General features: G+C 59.5%; 20 protein-coding genes. 15 read left to right on the plus strand and 5 right to left on the minus strand.

The annotated features are described in order from the left end of the window. The first annotated feature begins 69 nt into the window (after positions 1-69). Positions 70-840 carry a TenA family transcriptional regulator gene (locus JMN22_RS07555; RefSeq protein ID WP_206768601.1) on the plus strand — a complete coding sequence of 257 codons (771 nt, stop codon included), beginning with the start codon at positions 70-72 and terminating at the stop codon, positions 838-840. Positions 841-1,051: 211 nt separating this feature from the next. On the opposite strand, the gene JMN22_RS07560 is transcribed toward JMN22_RS07555, so the two are convergent. The 5 genes from JMN22_RS07560 to JMN22_RS07580 form a co-directional block, all read right to left on the minus strand. Further along, entirely contained in the window at positions 1,052-1,978 is a 927-nt protein-coding gene (locus JMN22_RS07560) for a GGDEF domain-containing protein (protein ID WP_030141024.1), read from the minus strand. Positions 1,979-2,331: 353 nt separating this feature from the next. After that, entirely contained in the window at positions 2,332-3,072 is a 741-nt protein-coding gene (locus JMN22_RS07565; RefSeq protein ID WP_198797552.1) for a YciK family oxidoreductase, read from the minus strand. Between the two features lie 197 nt (positions 3,073-3,269). Then, positions 3,270-3,941, minus strand: coding sequence for an N-acetylmuramic acid 6-phosphate phosphatase MupP (gene mupP / locus JMN22_RS07570; protein WP_030141022.1), 672 nt, complete (start codon positions 3,939-3,941; stop codon positions 3,270-3,272). A 4-nt stretch (positions 3,942-3,945) separates the two neighbouring features. Next, complete coding sequence (ubiG, locus tag JMN22_RS07575) at positions 3,946-4,644, minus strand: bifunctional 2-polyprenyl-6-hydroxyphenol methylase/3-demethylubiquinol 3-O-methyltransferase UbiG (protein ID WP_030141021.1); 699 nt, start codon at positions 4,642-4,644, stop codon at positions 3,946-3,948. Positions 4,645-4,704: 60 nt separating this feature from the next. Next, complete coding sequence (locus tag JMN22_RS07580; protein ID WP_198797553.1) at positions 4,705-6,036, minus strand: TRZ/ATZ family hydrolase; 1,332 nt, start codon at positions 6,034-6,036, stop codon at positions 4,705-4,707. Between the two features lie 106 nt (positions 6,037-6,142). Between JMN22_RS07580 and mtnA the strand changes: the two genes are divergently transcribed. The 14 genes from mtnA (at position 6,143) to pseB (ending at position 23,793) form a co-directional block, all read left to right on the plus strand. Further along, on the plus strand, positions 6,143-7,219 hold the full coding sequence (gene mtnA, locus JMN22_RS07585; protein WP_030141019.1) for an S-methyl-5-thioribose-1-phosphate isomerase: 1,077 nt from the start codon (positions 6,143-6,145) through the stop codon (positions 7,217-7,219). Positions 7,220-7,641: 422 nt separating this feature from the next. After that, positions 7,642-10,314: a DNA gyrase subunit A gene (gene gyrA / locus JMN22_RS07590; protein ID WP_030141018.1), complete on the plus strand. Its 2,673-nt coding sequence runs from the start codon at positions 7,642-7,644 to the stop codon at positions 10,312-10,314. 304 nt (positions 10,315-10,618) lie between these two features. Continuing rightward, complete coding sequence (gene serC, locus JMN22_RS07595; RefSeq protein ID WP_198797554.1) at positions 10,619-11,704, plus strand: 3-phosphoserine/phosphohydroxythreonine transaminase; 1,086 nt, start codon at positions 10,619-10,621, stop codon at positions 11,702-11,704. Next, positions 11,704-12,798 (plus strand): prephenate dehydratase, encoded by a 1,095-nt coding sequence (gene pheA / locus JMN22_RS07600; protein WP_003199233.1) that lies wholly within the window; start codon positions 11,704-11,706, stop codon positions 12,796-12,798. Before serC ends, pheA begins: the two co-directional genes overlap by 1 nt. A gap of 13 nt (positions 12,799-12,811) precedes the next feature. Continuing rightward, positions 12,812-13,924, plus strand: coding sequence for a histidinol-phosphate transaminase (hisC, locus tag JMN22_RS07605; protein WP_198797555.1), 1,113 nt, complete (start codon positions 12,812-12,814; stop codon positions 13,922-13,924). A gap of 28 nt (positions 13,925-13,952) precedes the next feature. Beyond that, complete coding sequence (locus JMN22_RS07610; RefSeq protein WP_236010372.1) at positions 13,953-16,160, plus strand: bifunctional prephenate dehydrogenase/3-phosphoshikimate 1-carboxyvinyltransferase; 2,208 nt, start codon at positions 13,953-13,955, stop codon at positions 16,158-16,160. Continuing rightward, complete coding sequence (cmk, locus tag JMN22_RS07615; RefSeq protein ID WP_030141014.1) at positions 16,157-16,846, plus strand: (d)CMP kinase; 690 nt, start codon at positions 16,157-16,159, stop codon at positions 16,844-16,846. Before JMN22_RS07610 ends, cmk begins: the two co-directional genes overlap by 4 nt. A gap of 120 nt (positions 16,847-16,966) precedes the next feature. Beyond that, positions 16,967-18,658, plus strand: coding sequence for a 30S ribosomal protein S1 (gene rpsA / locus JMN22_RS07620; protein ID WP_030141013.1), 1,692 nt, complete (start codon positions 16,967-16,969; stop codon positions 18,656-18,658). Positions 18,659-18,860: 202 nt separating this feature from the next. Continuing rightward, positions 18,861-19,139 (plus strand): hypothetical protein, encoded by a 279-nt coding sequence (locus tag JMN22_RS07625; RefSeq protein ID WP_198797556.1) that lies wholly within the window; start codon positions 18,861-18,863, stop codon positions 19,137-19,139. Between the two features lie 144 nt (positions 19,140-19,283). Further along, positions 19,284-19,580 carry an integration host factor subunit beta gene (gene ihfB / locus JMN22_RS07630; RefSeq protein ID WP_030141011.1) on the plus strand — a complete coding sequence of 99 codons (297 nt, stop codon included), beginning with the start codon at positions 19,284-19,286 and terminating at the stop codon, positions 19,578-19,580. Positions 19,581-19,606: 26 nt separating this feature from the next. Continuing rightward, positions 19,607-19,831, plus strand: a complete 225-nt coding sequence (locus JMN22_RS07635) for a lipopolysaccharide assembly protein LapA domain-containing protein (protein ID WP_030141010.1) — start codon at positions 19,607-19,609, stop codon at positions 19,829-19,831. Between the two features lie 185 nt (positions 19,832-20,016). Further along, positions 20,017-21,066 (plus strand): LPS O-antigen chain length determinant protein WzzB, encoded by a 1,050-nt coding sequence (locus JMN22_RS07640; protein ID WP_198797557.1) that lies wholly within the window; start codon positions 20,017-20,019, stop codon positions 21,064-21,066. 439 nt (positions 21,067-21,505) lie between these two features. Continuing rightward, positions 21,506-22,762, plus strand: a complete 1,257-nt coding sequence (locus tag JMN22_RS07645; protein ID WP_198797558.1) for a lipopolysaccharide biosynthesis protein — start codon at positions 21,506-21,508, stop codon at positions 22,760-22,762. Positions 22,763-22,794: 32 nt separating this feature from the next. Continuing rightward, positions 22,795-23,793, plus strand: coding sequence for a UDP-N-acetylglucosamine 4,6-dehydratase (inverting) (pseB, locus tag JMN22_RS07650; protein WP_198797559.1), 999 nt, complete (start codon positions 22,795-22,797; stop codon positions 23,791-23,793).

Genomic DNA, 23,793 nt, shown 5'->3' on the forward strand with positions numbered 1-23,793 from the left:
GATCCGCAGAAAATCACAATCAAAAGGAGCCCGACAGTGATCGACACATTCAACCGAACAGGCCCGCTCATGGACGCCAAGAGCTATCCGCAATGGGCACAGCAGCTCATTGCAGATTGCGGCGAGAGCAAGCGCCGGGTTGTAGAACACGAACTGTATCAACGCATGCGCGACAACAAGCTCAGCGCCAAGACCATGCGCCACTACCTTATCGGTGGTTGGCCCGTCGTCGAACAGTTCGCCTTGTACATGGCACAAAACCTCACCAAGACACGCTTTGCCCGCCATCCCGGCGAGGACATGGCGCGCCGCTGGCTGATGCGCAACATTCGAGTCGAACTCAATCATGCCGATTATTGGGTGAACTGGAGCGCCGCTCATGGCGTGACACTCGAAGATCTGCAGGCGCAGCAGGTGCCACCTGAGCTGCATGCGTTGAGTCATTGGTGCTGGCACACCAGCTCGGCGGACTCGTTGATCGTGGCGATTGCCGCGACCAACTACGCCATCGAGGGCGCGACCGGGGAGTGGTCGGCGGTGGTCTGTTCCAGTGGCGTCTACGCGGCGGCTTTCGCCGAGGAAGACCGCAAGCGGGCCATGAAGTGGCTGAAGATGCACGCCCAGTATGACGATGCCCACCCTTGGGAAGCGCTGGAGATCATCTGCACCCTGGCGGGCATGAATCCGAGCAAGTCGTTGCAGATGGAACTGCGCCAGGCCGTCTGCAAAAGCTACGACTACATGTACCTGTTCCTGGAGCGCTGCATGCAACTGGAACACTCGGGCGTTGTAGAGAAAACTGCGCCCAGCCGTGAACGCCTGGCGTTGGCGGGTAGCTGATCCCCTATAGCTTGACCCTCCTGTGGGAGCGGGCTTGCTCGCGAAAGCGGTCTGACCTTCAACCTTGCGTTGACTGATCCGGCCCCTTCGCGAGCAGGCTCGCTCCCACATTGGTTTTGTGGTGACCAGAAGTTTCAAGTGCGCCGCCATTCCCTTGTGGGAGCGGGCTTGCTTGCGAAGGCAATGGGTCGGTGTTCAGAGCGTTTGGGCTTCAGCCCGCCATCGTCAGCCGGTTCCGACCTTCGCGCTTGGCCACGTATAACGCGCTGTCGGCCCTGCGCAACAGGCTTTCAGCGGACTCACCCGGCAGCAGCGTTGCGCATCCCAGGCTGACGGTCAGTTCGATCCGAGTGCCCGCAGCAAAGTAATCCTGTGCCTGGGCGGCGTAACGCAGCCGTTCGCCGACCATGGCCGCCGCGTCCCGGCTGGTATTGGCCAGCAGGATCAGGAATTCTTCGCCACCAAACCTGAACACCATGTCCACATTGCGCAGTTGGCTCTTGATCGAGTCGGCCACGGCTTTCAGCACTTCGTCGCCGACGCCATGCCCATGGCTATCGTTGATACGCTTGAAATGGTCGATGTCCAGCATCAACAGCGAGAGTGGCTGCATGTGACGCCTGGCCATGTCGATCTCACGTTCCAGCGTCTGGTCCATGGCGATACGGTTGCCGGTACCGGTCAGCGGATCGCGCAAGGCGCTTTGCGTGGCGGCGCGATAGAGCAAGGCGTTGCGCAGCGGGAAAAACAGCGTGGAGAGTATCGACTCGAGTTCGCTCTGCTCCGAGTTGGCGAAGCGCTGGTTGCGGCGGAACACCAGTTCACCCAAGTGTTCGCCTTCATGGCTAAGGTTGTAACTGAGGCTGTGATGTCCGCGCTGGCCGAATTCCAGGCGCAAGTCGCTGGGTTTGTGCTGGTAGGCCAGCGCATCCAGGGGCACCAGCCGCTGCACTTCGCGGAAGAACAGGCCGAGGATCCGTTGCGGCTCCAGGCTGGTCTGCAACTGCTGGCTCAATTGCTGGCGCACTTGTGAAAGGCTGACGGGCCGCGTCACGAGCGGCGACGGCTGGGCCAGGCCCAGGCGCTGCAGCTTGGCGCTGTCAAAGTCGATCGCATTGGTCTGCGTGGGCGTTTTCATATGGCGTGAGCCCCTAACTGAGTCGATCCTGGCCGGCGGGTGAAGCGGCACTGGGCTACGCGTCGTACTGGTCCATCAGTCCCGAGGGACATTGATCTGAGTTTAGTCCGCTTTACTTGCGCTGGCGGATTGCGTCTCAACGTCCATTGCTTGCCGGACATGGCGTGCTTGAGTGGTTAGAGCGAAAGTCGTGCCATTCGGTTCATCTTTAAAAAAATACGCGAAAAAACAGCATGTTACCGTCGGGTTAGGGGCGATAAGAGGGGCGGCTGGCGGCAAGGTCTTGGCGCTTCGCTGGGTAATGCACCGAAGGCGTCTGCGCCGCGACGGTAAACCGCCGCGACGGGAGGCGGTTATTGCGCGTTGAAAGCCTGGCCATTGATGCCTTGGCTGTCCGGCCCCATCAGGTACAGGTAGACCGGCATGATTTCTTCAGGCGTCGGGTTGTTGAGCGGATTTTCCCCCGGATAGGCCTGGGCCCGCATGCTGGTGCGGGTGGCGCCGGGGTTGATGCTGTTGGAGCGCACTGGCGCAACGGTGTCGACTTCGTCGGCGAGCGTTTGCATCAGCCCTTCGGTGGCGAATTTGGAGACGCCATAGGCGCCCCAATACGCCCGGCCCTTGCGCCCGACGCTGCTGGAGGTGAACACCACGGACGCGTCCTTGGACAGCTTCAGCAATGGCAGCAGGGTGCTGGTGAGCATGAACATGGCATTGACGTTCACGTGCATCACGCGCATGAAATTCTCACCGGACAACTGCTCCAGGGGCGTGCGTGGGCCGATGATCGAGGCGTTGTGCAGCAGGCCGTCGAGGTGGCCGAACTCGGTCTCGATCATGGCGGCCAGCTCATCGTATTGATGGGGCAGGGCGGTTTCGAGGTTGAAGGGGATCACTGCCGGCTGTGGATGACCGGCTGCTTCGATTTCGTCGTAGACCTGGGTCAGGTTGGCCTCGGTCTTGCCCAACAACAACACGGTGGCGCCATGGGCGGCATAAGCCTTGGCGGCAGCCGCTCCGATACCACGGCCGGCACCGGTGACCAGAATGACGCGGCCTTCGAGCAGGTCGGGGCGGGCGGAGTAGTCAAACATAAAGAAACCTCACGAAACAAAACAATGCGTAGTGGTGCGCAGTTGTGGCGAGGGGATTTAGCGAAACGTCGCACCGCCCCGCTGGGTTCGATTTGATGTACTGCGGTGGCAGATATATTTTGGGGGCGCTTCGCGACCCAACGGGGATAAATCCCCTCGCCACAGCAAGCTCCCTCGCCACAAAAGCGGTACTCAGATCAGCAACTGCACAGCGCGTTATCCAGCACTTCACGCAGGGCCAGAGGATGGTCGATCACCACATCCGCGCCCCAGTGCTTGGGGTTGTCGTCCGGGTGGATGTAGCCGTAGGTCACCGCGCAGGTCTTGGTGCCGGCGCTGCGGCCGGACTCGATGTCCCGCAGGTCATCGCCCACGAACAGCACGCTGGCCGGGTCCAGGTCGAGCATCTTGCAGGCCAGGATCAACGGTTCCGGGTCCGGCTTGCTGTTTTTTACGTGATCGGGACAGATCAACACTTTCGAACGCTCGGCCAGGCCCAACTGCTGCATGATCGGCTCGGCAAAGCGTACCGGCTTGTTGGTGACCACGCCCCAGATCAGGTTGGCCGCCTCGATGTCGGCCAACACTTCGGCCATGCCATCGAACAGATGGCTGTGGACCGCGCACCCCTTGAGGTAACGGTCGAGGAATTCCTGGCGCAGCTCCTCGAACCCCGGGGATTCCGGGTCCATCGAAAACGTCACCGCGACCATCGCCCGGGCACCGCCGGAAATTTCGTCGCGGATGTGCTGGGTGTTCATCGGCGGCAGGCCACGGTCGGCGCGCATGGCCTGGCAGATGGCGATGAAGTCTGGCGCGGTGTCGAGCAGCGTGCCGTCCATGTCGAAGAGAACCGCTTGGAGACGCATCGACTTATTCCTCGCGCAGGGTCTGGATCATGTAGTTGACGTCAACGTCGGCGGCCAGCTTGTAGTGCTTGGTCAGCGGGTTGTAGGTCAGGCCGATGATGTCCTTGACGGTCAGCCCGGCCATGCGGCTCCAGGCGCCCAGTTCGGAAGGCCGGATGAATTTCTTGAAGTCATGGGTGCCGCGTGGCAGCAGCTTCATGATGTATTCGGCGCCGATGATCGCGAACAGGTAGGCCTTCGGGTTGCGGTTGATGGTGGAGAAGAACACCTGGCCGCCGGGCTTGACCATCTGGAAGCAGGCGCGAATCACCGATGACGGGTCCGGCACGTGTTCCAGCATCTCCAGGCAAGTGACCACGTCGAACTGCCCGGGCATTTCCTCGGCCAGGGCTTCGGCGGTGATCTGCCGGTATTCCACGCTGACGCCGGATTCCAATTGATGCAGTTGCGCAACGGCCAGCGGCGCCTCGCCCATGTCGATGCCCGTGACGGTGGCGCCGCGCAGGGCCATGGCTTCGCTGAGGATGCCGCCGCCACAGCCGACGTCGAGGACTTTCTTGCCGGCCAGGCTGACCCGCTCGTCAATCCAGTTGACCCGCAGCGGGTTGATGTCGTGCAGCGGTTTGAATTCGCTCTCGCGGTCCCACCAGCGATGGGCCAGGGCTTCGAACTTGGCGATTTCAGCGTGGTCGACGTTGCTCATGTGCAGATCCTCGAAAAACTTGAAAAATCAGTGACCCCGAGCCGTGGCTCAAGGGGCGTGCTATTCGTTCTGGCCGCTCACCCGGCGGCCCCAGGCCTGGGCCGTGGCGGTCAGTTGCGCCTCGTCCATGCGAGTCAGGCGACCGTCCTCCAGCAACGGCTTGCCGGCCACCCACAGGTGTTTCACGCAATGGCGGCCGGTGGCGTAGATCAACTGCGAAACCGGGTCATAGATCGGTTGTTGCGCCAGGCCGGACAGGTCGAAGGCCACCAGGTCGGCAGCCTTGCCGACTTCCAGTGAACCGACGATCGACTCGATACCCAGCGCGCGGGCGCCGTTGAGCGTGGCCATGCGCAGGGCCCGATGGGCATCCAGCGCGGTGGCCGAGCCGGCGACGGCTTTCGCCAGCAGGGCGGCAGTGCGGGTTTCGCCCAGCAGGTCCAGGTCATTGTTGCTTGCCGCGCCGTCCGTGCCGACCGCGACGTTGACGCCGGCCTGCCACAGGCGCTCCACCGGGCAGAAACCGCTGGCCAGTTTCAGGTTCGATTCCGGGCAATGGATCACGCTGCAGTTGTGTTCTACCAGCAGGGCCTGGTCCTCGTCGCTGACCTGAGTCATGTGCACCGCCTGAAAGCGCGGTCCCAACAGGCCAAGCCGGGCCAGCCGCGCCATTGGCCGCTCGCCAGTGTTATCCACAGCCTGCTGCACTTCGAAGGCGGTTTCGTGAACGTGCATGTGAATGGCCGCGTCCAGTTCCTCGGCGATCACCCGGATTTTCTCCAGGTTCTCGTCGCCTACGGTGTACGGCGCGTGCGGGCCGAATGCGACTTTGATCCGTGGATGGTGCTTGAGATCGCCAAACAGCTCGATGCCCTGACGAATGGCGTCGTCGGCGCTGGCGGCACCGGGTATCGGAAAGTCGAGGATCGGGATGGCGATTTGCGCGCGGATGCCGCTGTTATGGACACGCTCGCTGGCAACCTTGGGGTAGAAGTACATGTCGGAGAAACAGGTGATGCCGCCCTGGATCTGCTCGGCGATCGCCAGGTCGGTGCCGTCGCGGACGAAGTCTTCATCGACCCATTTGCCCTCGGCGGGCCAGATGTGCTGTTCGAGCCAGGTCATCAGCGGCAAATCATCCGCCAGGCCGCGGAACAGCGTCATCGCCGCGTGGCCGTGGGCGTTCACCAGGCCCGGGCTGAGGAGCATGCCAGGCAGTTCGCGGATTTCCGTGGCATCGCACTTCATGGCTTCGGCCCGTGGCCCGATGAACACGATGCAGCCATCACGGATGCCCAAACCATGATCCTTGAGCACGACACCGGCGGGTTCGACAGGCACCAACCAGGTCGGCAGCAATAATAAGTCGAGCGCAACGGCAGGCTTGGGCATCGTGGAACGGTTCCATGGGTTATAAAGGATGGCGAAGTATACCCGAGCGTCTTCGCGGAGGGATCGCTATAATCGGCGGCTTTTGTTCATGAGTGCGGGGTGAAGGATGCGCGATCGACTGTTGGCTGCGGAGAAGGTGAAGGCCATCGATTGGCGCGATGGCGCTCTTTATCTGCTGGATCAGCGTGTTTTGCCGTTCGAGGAAAACTGGATCGGCTACACCAGCGCGGCCGGCGTGGCCGAGGCCATCCGTTCGATGGTGGTGCGCGGTGCGCCGGCGATCGGCATCAGTGCCGCCTATGGCGTGGTGCTGGCGGCGCGGGCGCGGTTGGCCGAGGGTGGTGACTGGCAAGATGCGCTGGAAGCGGATTTTGCCTTGCTGGCCGATTCCCGGCCGACGGCGGTCAATCTGTTCTGGGCGCTGGACCGCATGCGCGACCGCTTGGCGCGTCTCAAGGAACAGGCCGACCCGCTGGCGGCCCTTGAGGCTGAGGCCATCGCGATCCACGAAAGCGACCGCGAGGCCAACCTGACCATGGCCCAGCTCGGTGTTGACCTGATCCGCAAGCACCAGGGCAACGCCCAGGCCATCCTGACCCATTGCAACACCGGCGCCCTGGCCACCGGTGGCTTCGGTACCGCCCTTGGGGTGATTCGCGGGGCGTTCATCGAGGGTATGGTCGAGCGCGTCTATGCCGATGAAACCCGTCCGTGGCTGCAAGGTTCTCGCCTGACCGCGTGGGAACTCGCCAACGAAGGCATTCCGGTGACACTCAACGCCGACTCCGCTGCCGCCCACATCATGAAGACCAAGGGCGTGACCTGGGTGATCGTCGGCGCCGACCGCATCACCGCCAATGGCGACGTGGCGAACAAGATCGGCACTTATCAACTGGCGGTGTGTGCCATGCACCACGGCGTGCGCTTCATGGTGGTGGCGCCGAGCTCGACCATCGACATGAACCTGGCCAGTGGCGATGACATTCCGATCGAAGAACGTGATGGGCGTGAGCTGCTGGAAGTCGGCGGCAAGCGGGTCGGGGCGGATGCCGATGCCTTCAATCCAGTGTTCGACGTGACTCCGGCGGACCTGATCGATGCGATCGTGACGGAGAAGGGCATCGTCGAGCGGCCGGATGCGGCGAAGATGGCGCAATTGATGTGTCGCAAGCGGTTGCATTGAGGATAGTCGTCACCTGAACAATCGCTTTCGCGAGCAAGCTCGCTCCCACATTGGATGGTATACGGCGCCCTTGTGGGAGCGAGCTTGCTCGCGATGGGGCCGGCAAAGCCTGAAAATTAGCCGAATCCAGCCACGAATCGCGAATCCCAGCGCCTCTGAGCCCCTCTCGTCCCATTCCAGCCTGTCATCGGTCAACTAACTACACACCATGCGCATCTGGGGGATAGGTGCGTGGCGGCTCTTGTGATAACATCCGGCGGTTTCCAAGGCTGCCTCGCGAGGCGGCCTTTACTGCGCAGATCCATGGCATAACTCGTTGATTTGTCGTAAGTCGCTGCATGGCATTTGTTCTGCAGCGGCGAGCTTCGTTCGTCCCATCTGGACGTGACGAGGTTTCACCAGAAAAAGGAATCAGGCTTCTCATGGGCGAACTGGCCAAAGAAATCCTCCCGGTCAATATCGAAGACGAGCTGAAACAGTCCTACCTCGACTACGCAATGAGCGTAATCGTCGGGCGGGCGCTGCCGGATGCGCGCGATGGCTTGAAGCCCGTGCACCGGCGCGTGCTGTTCGCGATGAGCGAGCTGGGCAACGACTTCAACAAGCCTTACAAGAAGTCCGCCCGTGTCGTCGGCGACGTGATCGGTAAGTATCACCCCCACGGCGACACTGCCGTGTACGACACCATCGTTCGTATGGCGCAGCCATTCTCCCTGCGCTACCTGTTGGTGGACGGCCAGGGCAACTTCGGTTCGGTGGACGGCGACAACGCCGCGGCCATGCGATACACCGAAGTGCGCATGACCAAGCTGGCCCACGAACTGCTGGCCGACCTGCACAAGGAAACCGTGGACTGGGTGCCGAACTACGACGGCACCGAAATGATCCCGGCGGTCATGCCGACCCGTATTCCCAACCTGCTCGTCAACGGCTCCAGCGGTATCGCCGTAGGCATGGCGACCAACATCCCGCCACACAACCTCGGTGAAGTCATCGACGGTTGCCTGGCCCTCATCGACAATCCCGAGCTGACCGTCGATGAGCTGATGCAATACATCCCTGGCCCGGACTTCCCGACCGCCGCGATCATCAACGGTCGCGCCGGCATCATCGAGGCCTATCGCACCGGTCGCGGTCGCATCTACATGCGCGCCCGCTCGACCGTCGAAGACATCGACAAGGTGGGCGGCCGCCAGCAGATCGTCATCACCGAGCTGCCGTACCAGCTGAACAAGGCCCGCCTGATCGAGAAGATCGCCGAGCTGGTAAAAGAGAAGAAGCTCGAAGGCATCACCGAGCTGCGTGACGAGTCCGACAAGGACGGCATGCGCGTCGTGATCGAGCTGCGCCGTGGCGAAGTGCCTGAGGTGATCCTCAACAACCTCTACGCCCAGACCCAGTTGCAAAGCGTGTTCGGCATCAACATCGTCGCGTTGATCGACGGCCGTCCGCGGATACTGAACCTCAAGGACCTGCTGGAAGCCTTCGTCCGTCACCGCCGCGAAGTCGTGACCCGTCGTACCGTATTCGAGCTGCGCAAGGCCCGCGAGCGGGGTCATATCCTTGAAGGCCAAGCCGTTGCCCTGTCGAACATCGACCCGGTCATCGCCCTGATCAAGGCTTCGCCAACCCCGTCGGAAGCCAAGGAAGCGCTGGTCAGCACGCCTTGGGAATCCAGCGCGGTGGTGGCGATGGTCGAACGCGCCGGCGCCGATTCGTGCCGTCCGGAAAACCTCGATCCGCAATACGGCCTGCGCGAAGGCAAGTACTTCCTGTCCCCGGAGCAGGCGCAAGCCATCCTGGAACTGCGCCTGCACCGCCTGACCGGCCTGGAGCACGAAAAGCTGCTGGCGGAGTACCAGGAAATCCTCAACCAGATCGGCGAGCTGATCCGCATCCTCAACAGCGCCACGCGCCTGATGGAAGTGATCCGCGAAGAACTGGAAGTGATCCGCGCCGAATACGGCGACGTGCGCCGCACCGAGATCCTCGATGCGCGCCTGGACCTGACCCTGGGCGACATGATCCCGGAAGAAGAGCGCGTGGTGACCATTTCCCACGGCGGCTACGCCAAGACCCAGCCGCTGGCCGCCTACCAGGCCCAGCGTCGCGGTGGCAAAGGCAAATCGGCGACCGGCGTCAAGGACGAGGACTACATCGCTCACCTGCTGGTCGCCAACAGCCATACCACGCTGCTGCTGTTCTCCAGCAAGGGCAAGGTGTACTGGCTGAAGACCTACGAAATCCCCGAAGCATCCCGTGCCGCCCGCGGTCGTCCGCTGGTCAACCTGTTGCCGCTGGATGATGGTGAATACATCACCACCATGCTGCCGGTGGAGGAATACACTGAAGGTCACTACATCTTCATGGCAACCGCCAACGGCACCGTGAAGAAGACCCCGCTGGAATCCTTCAGCCGCCAGCGCAGCGTCGGCCTGATCGCCCTGGAGCTGGACGAAGGCGACGTGCTGATTTCCGCCGCCATCACCGACGGCGAGCGCGAAGTCATGCTGTTCTCCGACGGTGGCAAGGTCACGCGCTTCAAGGAATCCGACGTTCGCGCCATGGGCCGTACCGCTCGTGGTGTGCGCGGCATGCGCCTGCCGGAAGGGCAGAAGCTGATTTCCATGCTGATCCCGGAAGAAGGCAGCCAGATCCTCACTGCTTCCGAGCGTGGCTACGGCAAGCGGACCGCCATCAGCGAGTTCCCCGAGTACAAGCGTGGCGGCCAGGGCGTGATCGCCATGGTCAGCAACGAGCGTAACGGTCGCCTGGTCGGTGCTGTCCAGGTGCTCGATGGCGAGGAGATCATGCTGATCTCTGACCAGGGCACGCTGGTGCGTACGCGGGTCGACGAAGTGTCCAGCCTGGGTCGTAACACCCAGGGCGTGACGCTGATCAAGCTCGCCAAAGACGAAAAACTGGTCGGGCTTGAGCGCGTCCAGGAACCGTCGGAAGTCGAAGGCGAGGAGCTGGAAGGCGAAGAAGGCGAGGAAGGTGTAGCGTTCGATGGCACCCTCGGTGCCGATGTCGACGACACCGTCGGCGATCAACCACTCGACGCTGCCGCAGACGAAGAAGAACCGCAGGACTAAGCGGACACACAGGGGGCGGATGAAGATTCGCCCCCTTGTTGTTTGTTCCGTTTGAAAATTTGCGACACTGCACCATCCCCGTGGGGACTGCCGCTCTCTTGAGGCTTGTTGGAATTATTGTGGCGAGGGAGCTTGCTCCCGCTTGAGTGCGAAGCGCTCACAAAAAAGAGGGGCCGCTGCGCAGCCCAGCGGGAGCAAGCTCCCTCGCCACGGACTCATCCATACCTTGAAGGAGCGGTAACCCCTGTGGGAGCAGTGAAGACTAAAAGATTTAAGTGACCACCAGATCAGAGCGAGATTGGATGTGAGCAAGAGAGCCTATAACTTCTGTGCCGGCCCGGCGGCGCTTCCTGAGGCGGTCCTGAAGCGCGCCCAGGGTGAACTTCTCGACTGGCACGGCAAGGGCCTGTCGGTCATGGAAATGAGCCATCGCAGCGATGAGTTCGTGTCCATCGCCACCAAGGCCGAGCAGGACCTGCGTGATCTGCTGAACATCCCGTCCAACTATAAAGTGCTGTTCCTGCAGGGCGGCGCCAGCCAGCAGTTCGCCCAGATCCCGCTGAACCTGCTGCCGGAAAACGGCAAGGCCGACTACATCGACACCGGCATCTGGTCGCAGAAAGCCATCGAAGAAGCGTCGCGCTACGGTCACGTCAACGTGGCGGCTACCGCCAAGCCCTACGACTATTTCGCCATTCCTGGCCAGAACGAATGGAACCTGTCCAGCGACGCTGCCTACGTTCACTACGCGCCGAACGAAACCATCGGTGGCCTGGAATTCAACTGGATCCCGGAAACCGGTGACGTGCCGCTGGTGGCCGATATGTCCTCGGACATTCTTTCGCGCCCGGTGGACATTTCCCGTTTCGGCATGATCTACGCCGGCGCCCAGAAGAACATTGGCCCGAGCGGCATCCTGGTCGCGATCATTCGCGAAGACCTGCTCGGCCGCGCCCGCTCCCTGTGCCCGACCATGCTCAACTACAAGGTCGCGGCCGATAACGGCTCGATGTACAACACCCCGCCGACCCTGGCCTGGTACCTGTCGGGCCTGGTGTTCGAGTGGCTGAAAGAGCAGGGCGGTGTCGAAGCCATCGGCAAGCTCAACGAAGTGAAGCAGCGCACGCTGTATGACTTCATCGACGCCAGCGGCCTCTACAGCAACCCGATCAACAAGTCCGACCGCTCGTGGATGAACGTCCCGTTCCGCCTGGCCGACGACCGTCTCGACAAGCCGTTCCTGGCCGGCGCCGACGAGCGCGGCCTGCTGAACCTCAAGGGTCACCGTTCGGTCGGTGGCATGCGCGCCTCCATCTACAACGCCGTGGACATCAACGCCGTCAATGCGCTGGTCGCCTACATGGCAGAGTTCGAGAAGGATCACGGCTGATGTCTGAGCAAGAACTCAAGGCGCTGCGCCTGCGCATCGATGCCCTGGACGAAAAAGTCCTGGAACTGATCAGCGAGCGCGCGCGCTGCGCCCAGGAAGTCGCCCGGGTGAAAATGGCCTCCCTGGCCGAAGGCGAAGTCCCGGTGTTCTATCGTCCCGAGCGTGAAGCGCAGGTGCTCAAGCGTGTCATGGAGCGCAACAAGGGACCGCTGGGCAACGAAGAGATGGCGCGCTTGTTCCGCGAAATCATGTCTTCTTGCCTGGCCCTCGAGCAGCCGCTGAAAGTCGCCTACCTGGGGCCGGAAGGCACTTTCACCCAGGCTGCGGCCATGAAGCACTTCGGCCACGCCGTGATCAGCAAACCGATGGCGGCCATCGACGAAGTCTTCCGTGAAGTAGCCGCCGGCGCGGTGAATTTCGGCGTGGTGCCGGTGGAGAACTCCACCGAAGGCGCGGTCAACCACACGCTGGACAGCTTCCTCGAGCACGACATGGTGATCTGCGGCGAAGTCGAGCTGCGCATTCACCATCACCTGCTGGTGGGCGAGAACACCAAGACCGACAGCATCAGCCGGATCTACTCCCACGCCCAGTCCCTGGCCCAGTGCCGCAAGTGGCTGGACGCCCATTACCCGAATGTCGAGCGCGTGGCGGTATCGAGCAACGCCGAAGCGGCCAAGCGGGTCAAGGGTGAGTGGAACTCGGCGGCCATCGCCGGTGACATGGCGGCGGGCCTCTACGGCTTGACGCGCCTGGCCGAAAAAATCGAGGACCGTCCGGACAACTCCACGCGGTTCCTGATGATCGGCAGCCAGGAAGTACCGCCAACCGGCGACGACAAGACCTCGATCATCGTCTCCATGAGCAACAAGCCCGGCGCGCTTCATGAACTGTTGGTGCCGTTCCACGACAACGGTATCGATCTGACACGCATCGAGACCCGTCCGTCGCGCAGCGGTAAATGGACCTACGTGTTCTTCATCGATTTCGTCGGCCACCACCGCGATCCGCTGGTAAAAGGTGTGCTGGAGAAAATCAGTCAGGAAGCAGTGGCACTCAAGGTGCTGGGTTCCTACCCCAAGGCAGTTCTTTAAGGGCGGATAGCTAATGAGTGGCAACTTCCTCGCACTGGCTCAGCCAGGCGTGCAACAACTCTCGCCTTACGTTCCGGGCAAGCCTGTGGACGAACTGGCCCGCGAGCTGGACCTGGACCCGGCCAGCATCGTCAAGTTGGCGAGCAACGAAAACCCGTTGGGCGCGAGCCCCAAGGCGCTCGCGGCAATCCGCGACGAACTGGCCGAGCTGACCCGTTACCCGGATGGCAATGGTTTCGCATTGAAGAGCCTGCTGGCCGAGCGCTGCGGTGTCGAGCTGAGCCAAGTGACGCTGGGTAACGGTTCCAACGACATTCTCGAGCTGGTTGCCCGTGCATATTTGGCGCCAGGCCTCAACGCGGTGTTCAGCGAGCACGCGTTCGCGGTCTACCCGATTGCCACCCAGGCCGTTGGCGCGGATGCTCATGTCGTACCCGCCAAGGATTGGGGGCACGACCTGCCGGCCATGCTGGCTGCTATCGACGCCAACACGCGCGTGGTCTTCATCGCCAACCCGAACAACCCGACCGGCACCTGGTTCGACGCCCAGGCCCTGGACGATTTCCTGCAAGACGTGCCCGAGCACGTGCTGGTGGTATTGGACGAGGCCTACATCGAATACGCCGAAGGCAGCGATTTGCCTGACGGTCTGGATTTCCTAGCTGCCTACCCGAACCTGCTGGTGTCGCGCACCTTCTCCAAAGCTTACGGACTGGCGTCGCTGCGGGTTGGCTACGGCCTGTCCACCGCTGTGGTGGCCGATGTGCTGAACCGTGTGCGCCAACCGTTCAACGTCAACAGCTTCGCCCTGGCTGCCGCTTGCGCAGCGTTGCAGGACGAAGCCTACCTGGCGGAAAGCCGTCGCTTGAACGAAACCGGCATGCAACAGTTGGAAGCCGGCTTGCGTGAGCTGGGCCTGGGCTGGATTCCTTCCAAGGGCAATTTCATTTGTGTAGATGTGGGTCGCGTCGCGGCGCCGGTCTATCAGGGGCTGTTGCGCGAAGGCGTGATCGTCCGTCCGGTAGCGAACTACGGCATGCCCAATCACCTGCGGGTCACCGTTGGCCTGCCGGCGGAAAACAGCCGTTTCCTGGAGGCGTTGAGCAAGGTCCTGGCTCGTGGTTGATGTCACCTCGCTGCAACCTGCGGCACCTATGATCGGTCGCCTGGTGGTGGTCGGCCTGGGGTTGATTGGTGGCTCGTTCGCCAAGGGCCTGCGTGAAAGCGGGCTGTGCCGGGAAGTCGTCGGGGTCGACCTTGATCCGCAATCGCGCAAGCTTGCTGTAGAGCTCGGCGTGGTCGATCGCTGTGAAGACGACTTGCTGCTCGCTTGCCAGGGGGCGGACGTTATCCAGCTGGCGGTGCCGATCCTGGCCATGGAGAAACTGCTGGCCCGATTGGCTGGGATGGATCTCGGGCAAGCGATTCTCACTGATGTGGGTAGCGCCAAGGGCAACGTGGTGCGGGCGGCGACCGAGGCGTTTGGCGGCATGCCAGCGCGTTTCGTGCCCGGGCATCCGATCGCCGGCTCCGAGCAGAGTGGGGTAGAGGCATCCAACGCCGAGCTGTTTCGTCGCCATAAAGTCATTCTGACGCCGTTGGACCAGACGGATCCGGCGGCGCTGGCGGTGGTGGATCGCCTGTGGCGCGAGCTGGGTGCCGATGTCGAGCACATGCAAGTCGAGCGACACGACGAAGTATTGGCCGCCACCAGCCATTTGCCGCACCTGCTGGCGTTCGGTCTGGTGGATTCATTGGCCAAACGCAATGAAAATCTTGAGATCTTCCGTTACGCTGCCGGCGGTTTCCGCGATTTCACGAGAATCGCGGGTAGCGACCCGGTCATGTGGCACGACATCTTCCTCGCCAACCGCGAAGCTGTCCTGCGCACACTCGATACATTTCGCAGCGATCTCGACGCCTTGCGCGACGCGGTCGATGCAGGGGACGGGCACCAATTGCTGGGCGTTTTCACACGCGCCAGGGTGGCCCGCGAGCATTTCAGTAAAATCCTGGCCCGTCGGGCCTATGTGGACGCTATGAACTCCAACGATCTGATTTTCCTGGCACAACCTGGTGGCTCCCTCAGTGGGCGGATTCGTGTACCGGGCGATAAATCGATTTCCCACCGCTCGATCATGCTCGGCTCCCTGGCCGAAGGCGTGACCGAGGTGGAAGGTTTCCTCGAGGGCGAAGATGCCCTGGCAACGCTGCAAGCGTTCCGCGACATGGGCGTGGTCATCGAAGGCCCGCACCACGGCCGCGTGACGATTCATGGTGTCGGTCTGCACGGCCTCAAGCCTGCGCCGGGCCCGATCTACCTGGGCAACTCCGGCACCTCGATGCGCCTGCTGTCCGGCCTGTTGGCCGCCCAGGACTTCGACAGCACCCTGACCGGTGATGCCTCGCTGTCCAAGCGTCCAATGAACCGTGTCGCCAACCCGTTGCGGGAAATGGGCGCGGTGATCGAGACCGCGGCTGAAGGTCGCCCGCCGATGACCATTCGTGGTGGCAACAAGCTCAAGGGCCTGACCTACACCATGCCGATGGCCAGCGCCCAGGTGAAATCCTGCCTGCTGCTGGCGGGGCTCTACGCCGAAGGCAAGACCACCGTCACCGAGCCGGCCCCGACCCGCGACCACACCGAACGCATGCTGCGTGGCTTCGGCTACCCGGTCACCGTTGATGGCGCCACGGCGTCCGTTGAATCCGGCAACAAACTGACGGCGACCCACATCGAAGTGCCGGGCGATATCTCCTCGTCGGCATTCTTCCTGGTGGCGGCCTCGATCGCCGAGGGCTCCGACCTGGTGCTCGAGCACGTCGGCATCAACCCGACCCGTACCGGCGTCATCGACATCCTGCGCCTGATGGGCGCCGACATCACCCTGGAAAACCAGCGTGAAGTGGGCGGCGAGCCGGTTGCGGACTTGCGCGTGCGAGCGGCTAAACTCAAGGGTATCGAGATTCCGGAAGCGCTGGTTCCCCTGGCTATCGACGAATTCCCGGTGCTGTTCGTCGCGGCTGCATGCGCAGAAGGCCGCACCGTGCTGACCGGCGCCGAAGAGCTGCGGGTCAAGGAATCCGATCGTATCCAGGTGATGGCGGACGGCCTGCTGGCGCTCGGCGTCAAGTGCGAACCGACGCCGGACGGTATCATCATCGACGGCGGCCAGATTGGCGGTGGCGAAGTCCATGGGCACGGCGACCACCGTATCGCCATGGCGTTCAGCGTTGCGTCCCTGCGCGCCAGCGCGCCGATCCGCATCCATGATTGCGCCAACGTCGCCACGTCGTTCCCGAATTTCCTGGCGCTGTGCGCGCAGGTTGGTATTCGAGTAGCACAAGAGGCACAGTCGTGAACATCAAGGCACCGGTCATCACCATCGATGGCCCAAGCGGATCGGGCAAGGGCACCATCGCCGGCATGCTGGCCAAGCAACTGGGCTGGAATCTGCTCGATTCCGGTGCCCTGTATCGCTTGCTGGCCTTCGCAGCCGCCAACCATGGCGTCGACCTGACCAACGAAGAGCTGCTCAAGGCCCTGGCCGCGCATCTGGACGTGCAATTCATCGCCGCCACCGATGGCCAGTTGCAGCGAATCATCCTCGAAGGTGACGAAGTCAGTGATGTCATTCGCACCGAAAGCGTCGGCGCCGGGGCTTCCCAGGTCGCCGCGCTGCCGGCGGTGCGCGAGGCATTGCTCCAGCGCCAACGGGCATTCCAGGAACCGCCGGGGCTGGTGGCGGATGGCCGGGACATGGGCACGGTGGTGTTCACCGATGCGCCATTGAAGATTTTCCTCACCGCCAGCGCGGAGGAGCGGGCTCGTCGCCGATATTTGCAGTTGAAGGGCAAAGGCGAGGATGTTAGTCTGTCGAGTCTGCTAGATGAGATACGTGCACGCGACGAGCGTGATACCCAGCGCGCAGTGGCCCCTCTAAAGCCGGCGGCCGATGCGATACAGCTGGATTCCACGGAGTTGTCCATCGACCAGGTGTTGCAACGCATCATGAGCGAGATCGCGCTTCGCGATATCGCCGGGTGACCAGGAAGCTCCGCAGGGGACCAGTCATAGTCCTGCGGCGCTTCTTATATATGAAACTAACCCACATCGTCTGGGGTGTGGAGATGGGCGTTTACTTCGCCCTAATCAACAGGAATTAAAATGAGCGAAAGCTTTGCGGAACTCTTTGAAGAAAGCTTGAAAACCCTGAACCTTCAGGCAGGCTCCATCATCACCGGCGTTATCGTTGATATCGATTACCAGGCTCGCTGGGTAACCGTTCACGCTGGTCTGAAGTCTGAAGCGCTGATCCCGCTTGAGCAGTTCTACAACGACGCTGGCGAACTGAACATCAACGTTGGTGACGAAGTTCACGTAGCGTTGGATTCGGTTGAAGATGGCTTCGGTGAAACCAAGCTGTCCCGTGAAAAAGCCAAGCGTGCTGAATGCTGGATCGTTCTGGAAGCGGCCTTCGCAGCTGAGGAAGTGGTCAAGGGCGTTATCAACGGTAAGGTTAAAGGCGGCTTCACTGTCGACGTTAACGGCATCCGTGCGTTCCTGCCAGGTTCCCTGGTTGACGTCCGTCCAGTGCGCGACACCACGCACCTGGAAGGCAAAGAGCTGGAATTCAAGGTCATCAAGCTGGACCAGAAGCGCAACAACGTTGTCGTTTCCCGTCGCAGTGTCCTGGAAGCCGAGAACTCCGCCGAGCGTGAAGCTCTGCTGGAATCGCTGCAGGAAGGCCAGCAGGTCAAGGGTATCGTCAAGAACCTCACCGATTACGGCGCATTCGTCGATCTGGGTGGCGTCGATGGCCTGCTGCACATCACCGACATGGCCTGGAAGCGTATCAAGCATCCTTCGGAAATCGTCAACGTTGGCGACGAGATCGATGTCAAGGTTCTGAAGTACGATCGCGAGCGCAATCGTGTTTCCCTGGGCCTCAAGCAACTGGGTGAAGATCCATGGGTCGCTATCAAAGCCCGTTACCCAGAAGGCACCCGCGTCACCGCTCGTGTTACCAACCTGACTGACTACGGCTGCTTCGCTGAGCTGGAAGAAGGCGTTGAAGGCCTGGTACACGTTTCCGAAATGGACTGGACCAACAAGAACATCCACCCTTCGAAAGTCGTACAAGTCGGCGACGAAGTGGAAGTCATGGTCCTGGACATCGACGAAGAGCGTCGTCGTATCTCCCTCGGCATCAAGCAGTGCAAGTCCAACCCATGGGAAGACTTCTCTGGCCAGTTCAACAAGGGCGATAAAATCTCCGGCACCATCAAGTCGATCACCGATTTCGGTATCTTCATTGGTCTGGACGGCGGCATCGACGGCCTGGTTCACCTGTCCGACATTTCCTGGAACGAAGTGGGCGAAGAAGCCGTACGCCGCTTCAAGAAGGGCGACGAGCTGGACACCGTTATCCTGTCGGTTGACCCAGAGCGCGAGCGCATATCCCTGGGTATCAAGCAACTGGAAAGCGATCCGTTCTCCGAGTACGTTCAAGAGAACGACAAAGGCGCAATCGTTAAGGGCATCGTGAAAGAAGTTGACGCCAAAGGCGCCATCATCACCCTGGCCGACGATATCGAAGCGACTCTGAAAGCCTCCGAAATCAGCCGTGACCGCGTTGAAGACGCGCGCAACGTCCTGAAAGAAGGCGAAGAAGTAGAAGCCAAGATCATCAGCGTTGACCGCAAGAGCCGCGTAATCCAGCTCTCCATCAAGTCGAAAGACGATGCTGAAGAGAAAGAAGCAATCCAGAGCCTGCGCGACAAGCCAGCTACTGACATTGCTGCTGGTCCTACCACTCTGGGCGACCTGCTGCGTGCACAGATGGAAAAGCAGAACTAAGTTCTGTCAGACCATAGAAAAAGGGCGACTTCGGTCGCCCTTTTTTGTGCCTGCGATTTCTCGGGCTTATCTCGATCGAACAAGGAGTGGTCATGATCATTCGGGGCGCGGCGAAACCAACCGCTTCATCAGGCTGTCTCTGTTATGAAACATAATCAAAAACATCCGAGGCAGGAGCCTGTCTCTTATTGAAAGGATCTGAATGAACAAGCTCTTTTTGGTAGCCATTATGCTGACGTTGGCGGGGTGCGTGACGAGTGCCAAGACCCACGCGGTACGTGGTGTAAGCGGCATCGAGATCGACTGTTCGGGATTGGGCTCCGGCTGGGAGAAGTGCTATAAGCGCGCCGCCAGGGAGTGCAAGGAACAAGGCTACAAGGTAATAACCCGATCAGATGATGCCAAGGACCAGGATCAATATCCTTTCGGCTTCAATCCGGCAGGTTACGTGACAAGAACGATGCTGGTCATGTGTCGCTAGTTGAAGGATTCTGTGCGTTTGCACCGAAAAGGGGCGATCAGCATGCGTGGCAGATATGTCAATAGTTGGGCTGTTCAAATTCCTCCGGGCATGCTAAAACCTTTGAAGCGATTTTCCTAGCTGCTTGAAAAAGAAGGGAAAAACATGACGAAGTCGGAGTTGATCGAACGGATTGTCACCCATCAAGGGCTGCTCTCGTCCAAGGATGTGGAGCTGGCCATCAAGACCATGCTCGAACAAATGTCCCAATGCCTGGCCACCGGAGATCGTATCGAAATCCGTGGGTTCGGCAGCTTTTCCCTGCATTACCGCGCCCCGCGGGTGGGTCGCAACCCAAAAACCGGCCAATCGGTCAGCCTCGATGGAAAATTTGTACCTCACTTCAAGCCGGGCAAGGAGCTGCGAGACCGGGTGAATGAGGATGAGGATGACGACGTCTGAAACGGCCCCAAAAAAAAGAGGTCCCCATGCGGAACTTTAGGCGCCTGGCGCTTGTCGTACTTGCGGTGCTCGTGGCTTCGGCTATCGTACTGTTCGTGCTTGAAAACAATCAGCCTGTCGCATTGTTGTTCCTCGGATGGTCGGCACCGCAACTTCCTGTTTCGGTTTTTGTCTTGCTAGCGCTTCTCTGTGGAATGATGATTGGCCCCCTTTTGGCGTGGATCGCCGGGAGAGGTCGGCGGCTGAAATAATGGAATGTGAACCCTGTAGTCTTGGAGTAAGGATCGCTGCCGCAAATTTCTGACTTTGGGTATGCTGCATTTGTTTAATTTAAATAAAAACACCGCCGTGTCCGCCGGGGACTTGCCCGTCTTACCTTTTAATGCGTCCAGTGTGTCCGCAAGCGTAAAGCTAAAAAAAGGAAGCGAGGCTATCCATGCAAGATAATCGTATTGCAGTGCGCGACGAAGATGAAATCGACCTGATCGCCCTTGTACGTGGGCTTTGGGCTCAAAAGTGGTTGATCATCGCCATAACTCTTTTGGTTACTGCTGGCGCGGCCGCATACGCGTTCCTCAGCAAACCTGTCTATGAAGCAAAGCTTTTTATTATGCCGCCGACTCAGAATGGGATCGCTGAGTTGAACTATGGGCGTGGGAAAAGTACCGAGCTGGAACCCTATTCCATCAAGCATGTTTACGATGTGTTTGCTCGTAACTTGCAAGGTGAGTCTCTTCGTCAGAACTTTTTCAATCAAGTTTATCTTCCTTCGCTGGATGAATCGCAGCGAAAGGGCGCTCTCGATCGTCTGTATGATCGGTTCTCGCGCGAGCTGGTGGTGAAGGGGCCGGGCAAGGATACGCCGGATCGTTTCTCGGTGACCGTTCAAAACGGCGATCCGGTGAAGGCGACTGAATGGGCCAAGGCCTACGTGGTAAGGGCCAGCGAGGCTGCGGAGTCGGAGTTGATCAAGAACGTGACGACTGAAGCTTCGGTAAGAGCGCGTAATCTTGAGCAGCGGATTACCAGCTTGCGGGAGACTGCGCAGCGGGTGCGTGAGGATCGGATTCAGCAGTTGCGGGAAGCGTTGAAGATTGCTGAGGCGATTGGACTGACCTCGCCGACAGTCAATTCTTCCGCTGCGGTGGATATTACGGTCGATACAGGTGACAAGATGGATTACCAACGTGGTAGTAAGGCGTTGGCGGCTGAAATTCAGACGTTGGAGTCGAGGGCTTCGGATGATGCATTTATATCGGATTTGCGGACGTTGCAAATGCGATATAACTTTTATCGTAAGTTGAATATTGATCCTGAGCTTATTTCGGTTTATCGCCAGGATGGTAGTGTTGAGGTTCCGGAGAGCCCGGTTAAACCGAGGAAGGGTTTGATTCTGGTGTTGGGGTTCGTTGCGGGCTTGATAATAGGCGGTTTTTTTGCTCTGATCAGATATGTCATAAGTCGTGATAAAGCTATCCAGCGTTAATGCCCCTGAGATGTATTTAACTTATGGATTTCAGGTGCTAGTTCATATTATTAACCTGTCTAGTTATCCAGCTCGGCAGGTTTTTTAATGCCTGGAATTTGATTTTAAATGGTGGTGGCCCGCAGCTTATCGATATTCTAACGAAGGAGGGGTATGGGAGCTCATCATGGCTGAATGCATAGCGTGCGCGGTGCGTGTGGTGTCGCGATGATGGCGCGGTTGGGCTAAGGTTGCGGTGTGATGCTGGTTTGTTTCAAAAGATGTGTAAGTATCTATGTTGCGCTTCAAGCTGCCATGGCCGACAATTATGCGCTCGCCTTGAATAACAATCTGATAAGCGTATAGATTTTGAACGTGGCAGTCTAATCAGCTCGCGTTTTGAAGGTCAGGCTGGGCCAGGTTTGCGGCGATTGTCGCGTATATTAACTGATAGAAACTAATGCCCAATAATCACTTCTTACAACTGTCCAATGTAGCAATTCGCGGCTTGACGTTGGTCAGCAAATTTCTACTAATTTTTTTTCTCGCCCGATTTCTTGAGCCGGCTGAGCTGGGTATCTATGGTTTGTTAGCAGCTACGGTGGGGTATTCCCTCTATCTGTTGGGTTTCGATTTTTACACCTACAGCACCCGTGAGCTGCTCAAGCGAGATCGTGAGGAATGGGGTGGGGTGCTGAAGGCCCAAGCCGCTTTGATCATGGTCCTCTATGTCATTTTTTTGCCGCTGTTGAGTTTGATTTTTGTTAACGACCTTTTGCCGATGAGCGTTATCGGTTGGTTTTTTGCGCTGTTGATACTCGAGCATCTTACTCAGGAACTAGGTCGTTTATTGGTTGCGGTGTCGGACCAGCTCTATGCCAGTCTCATGCTTTTTTTTCGCTCCGGGGTCTGGGCGGTCCTGGTTACTGGGCTGATGTTTGTCATGCCTGATGCCCGAGACCTTAACGTTGTATTTGGGGCTTGGGCAGTGGGAGGGGGGATAGCTCTGCTTCTGGGTATTTGTAGAATCAAGCGTATGGGGCTCGACGGATGGCGACAGGAGGTAGATTGGGCTTGGATCGTCAAAGGTCTGAAAATAGCCTTTGCGCTTCTGGTTGCGACGCTAGCGATTCGGGGCCTCTTCACGCTGGATCGGTACTGGTTTCAGGTGTTGGCGGGAGTGGAGGTGTTGGGCGCTTATGTCCTGTTTACGGGCATCAGCATGGCGCTAATTTCGTTCCTAGATGCGGGCGTATTTGCATTTATTTACCCTGATTTGATCAGCGCGTATCAACGGTCCGATGGCGACGGGTTTCGCCGGGGCTTGCGCAAGCTACTCATTCAGACTGCAATCCTCTCAGGGATTTTTGCGGTGGTCGGATTACTTGCGATAGGTCCCTTGTTAGGTTGGCTTGGAAAGCCGCTCTACGCCGAGCGGGAAGGCTTATTCGTCTGGATCCTGCTGGCTACGGTATTATATGCGCTAGGCATGGTTCCGCATTATGGTTTGTACGCCCAAGGGCGTGACAGGCCTATCATCCATAGCCACATTGCCAGTTTGCTAATATTCGTTCTGGCTACCTGGATTTTCGCGCAGTACCGGCCGCAGCTGGCTGTGCCGCTGGGGTTGTGCATCAGTTTCTTTTTCATCCTGTGTTGGAAGGCTTGGAGTTTCCATCGCCTGACTCCGGCGCCTTATCGTTTATTTCAATCCTGACTTCGGGCAGGAAGCAACCAAGGGACGCGTCAATGTTCACCAATAAGACCATTCTCATTACCGGTGGTACCGGCTCGTTCGGTAACACATTCGTGCCGATGACCCTGGCCAAGTACAACCCGAAGAAGATCATCATCTTCTCCCGTGATGAAATGAAGCAATGGGACATGGCGAAGAAATTCGAAGGCGATAAGCGCGTTCGGTTCTTTATTGGCGATGTTCGCGACAAAGAGCGTCTTTATCGCGCCCTTGATGGCGTTGACTACGTCGTGCACGCAGCTGCTACCAAGATCGTACCGACAGCGGAATACAACCCTTTCGAGTGCATCAAAACCAATATCAACGGCGCCATGAACCTGATCGACGCCTGTATCGATAAGGGCATCAAGCGTGTTGTCGCGTTGTCCACCGACAAGGCCAGTAGCCCGATCAACCTGTACGGTGCTACCAAGTTGGCGTCCGATAAATTATTCGTTGCCGGTAATTCATATGCAGGCGGCCACGAAACTCGCATGGCCGTCGTGCGTTATGGCAACGTCATGGGCTCGCGCGGCTCGGTCATCCCCTTTTTCATGTCCATCAAGGACAAGGGCGAGCTACCGATTACCGATGAGCGCATGACTCGCTTCATGATCTCGCTGGAGGAAGGGGTCGAGTTGGTTTGGCACGCTTTCGAGGATATGGAAGGCGGCGAAATTTACGTAAAAAAAATCCCTTCGATGAAGGTGACGGACCTCGCCCGCGTGGTCGCCCCGGACGCCAAGCAAAAGATCGTCGGCATCCGCCCGGGGGAAAAGCTGCACGAGCAGATGATCAGCGCCGAGGACTCCTATTACACCTACGAATATCCCGAGCATTTCAAGATCCTGCCGGTCATCAACGACTGGGCGACCTGCCCGAAACGTATCAAGGACGGCAAGAAAGTCGCGGAAGGGTTCGTCTACGCCAGTGATAACAATACCGAGTGGATGAGCGACGAGGATCTAGGCAACTGGATCACTGCCAACGAAGCGAAGATCGGGAGTATCTGA

The organism is Pseudomonas sp. HB05 (genome assembly GCF_016756915.1).
Taxonomy (GTDB): domain Bacteria; phylum Pseudomonadota; class Gammaproteobacteria; order Pseudomonadales; family Pseudomonadaceae; genus Aquipseudomonas; species Aquipseudomonas alvandae.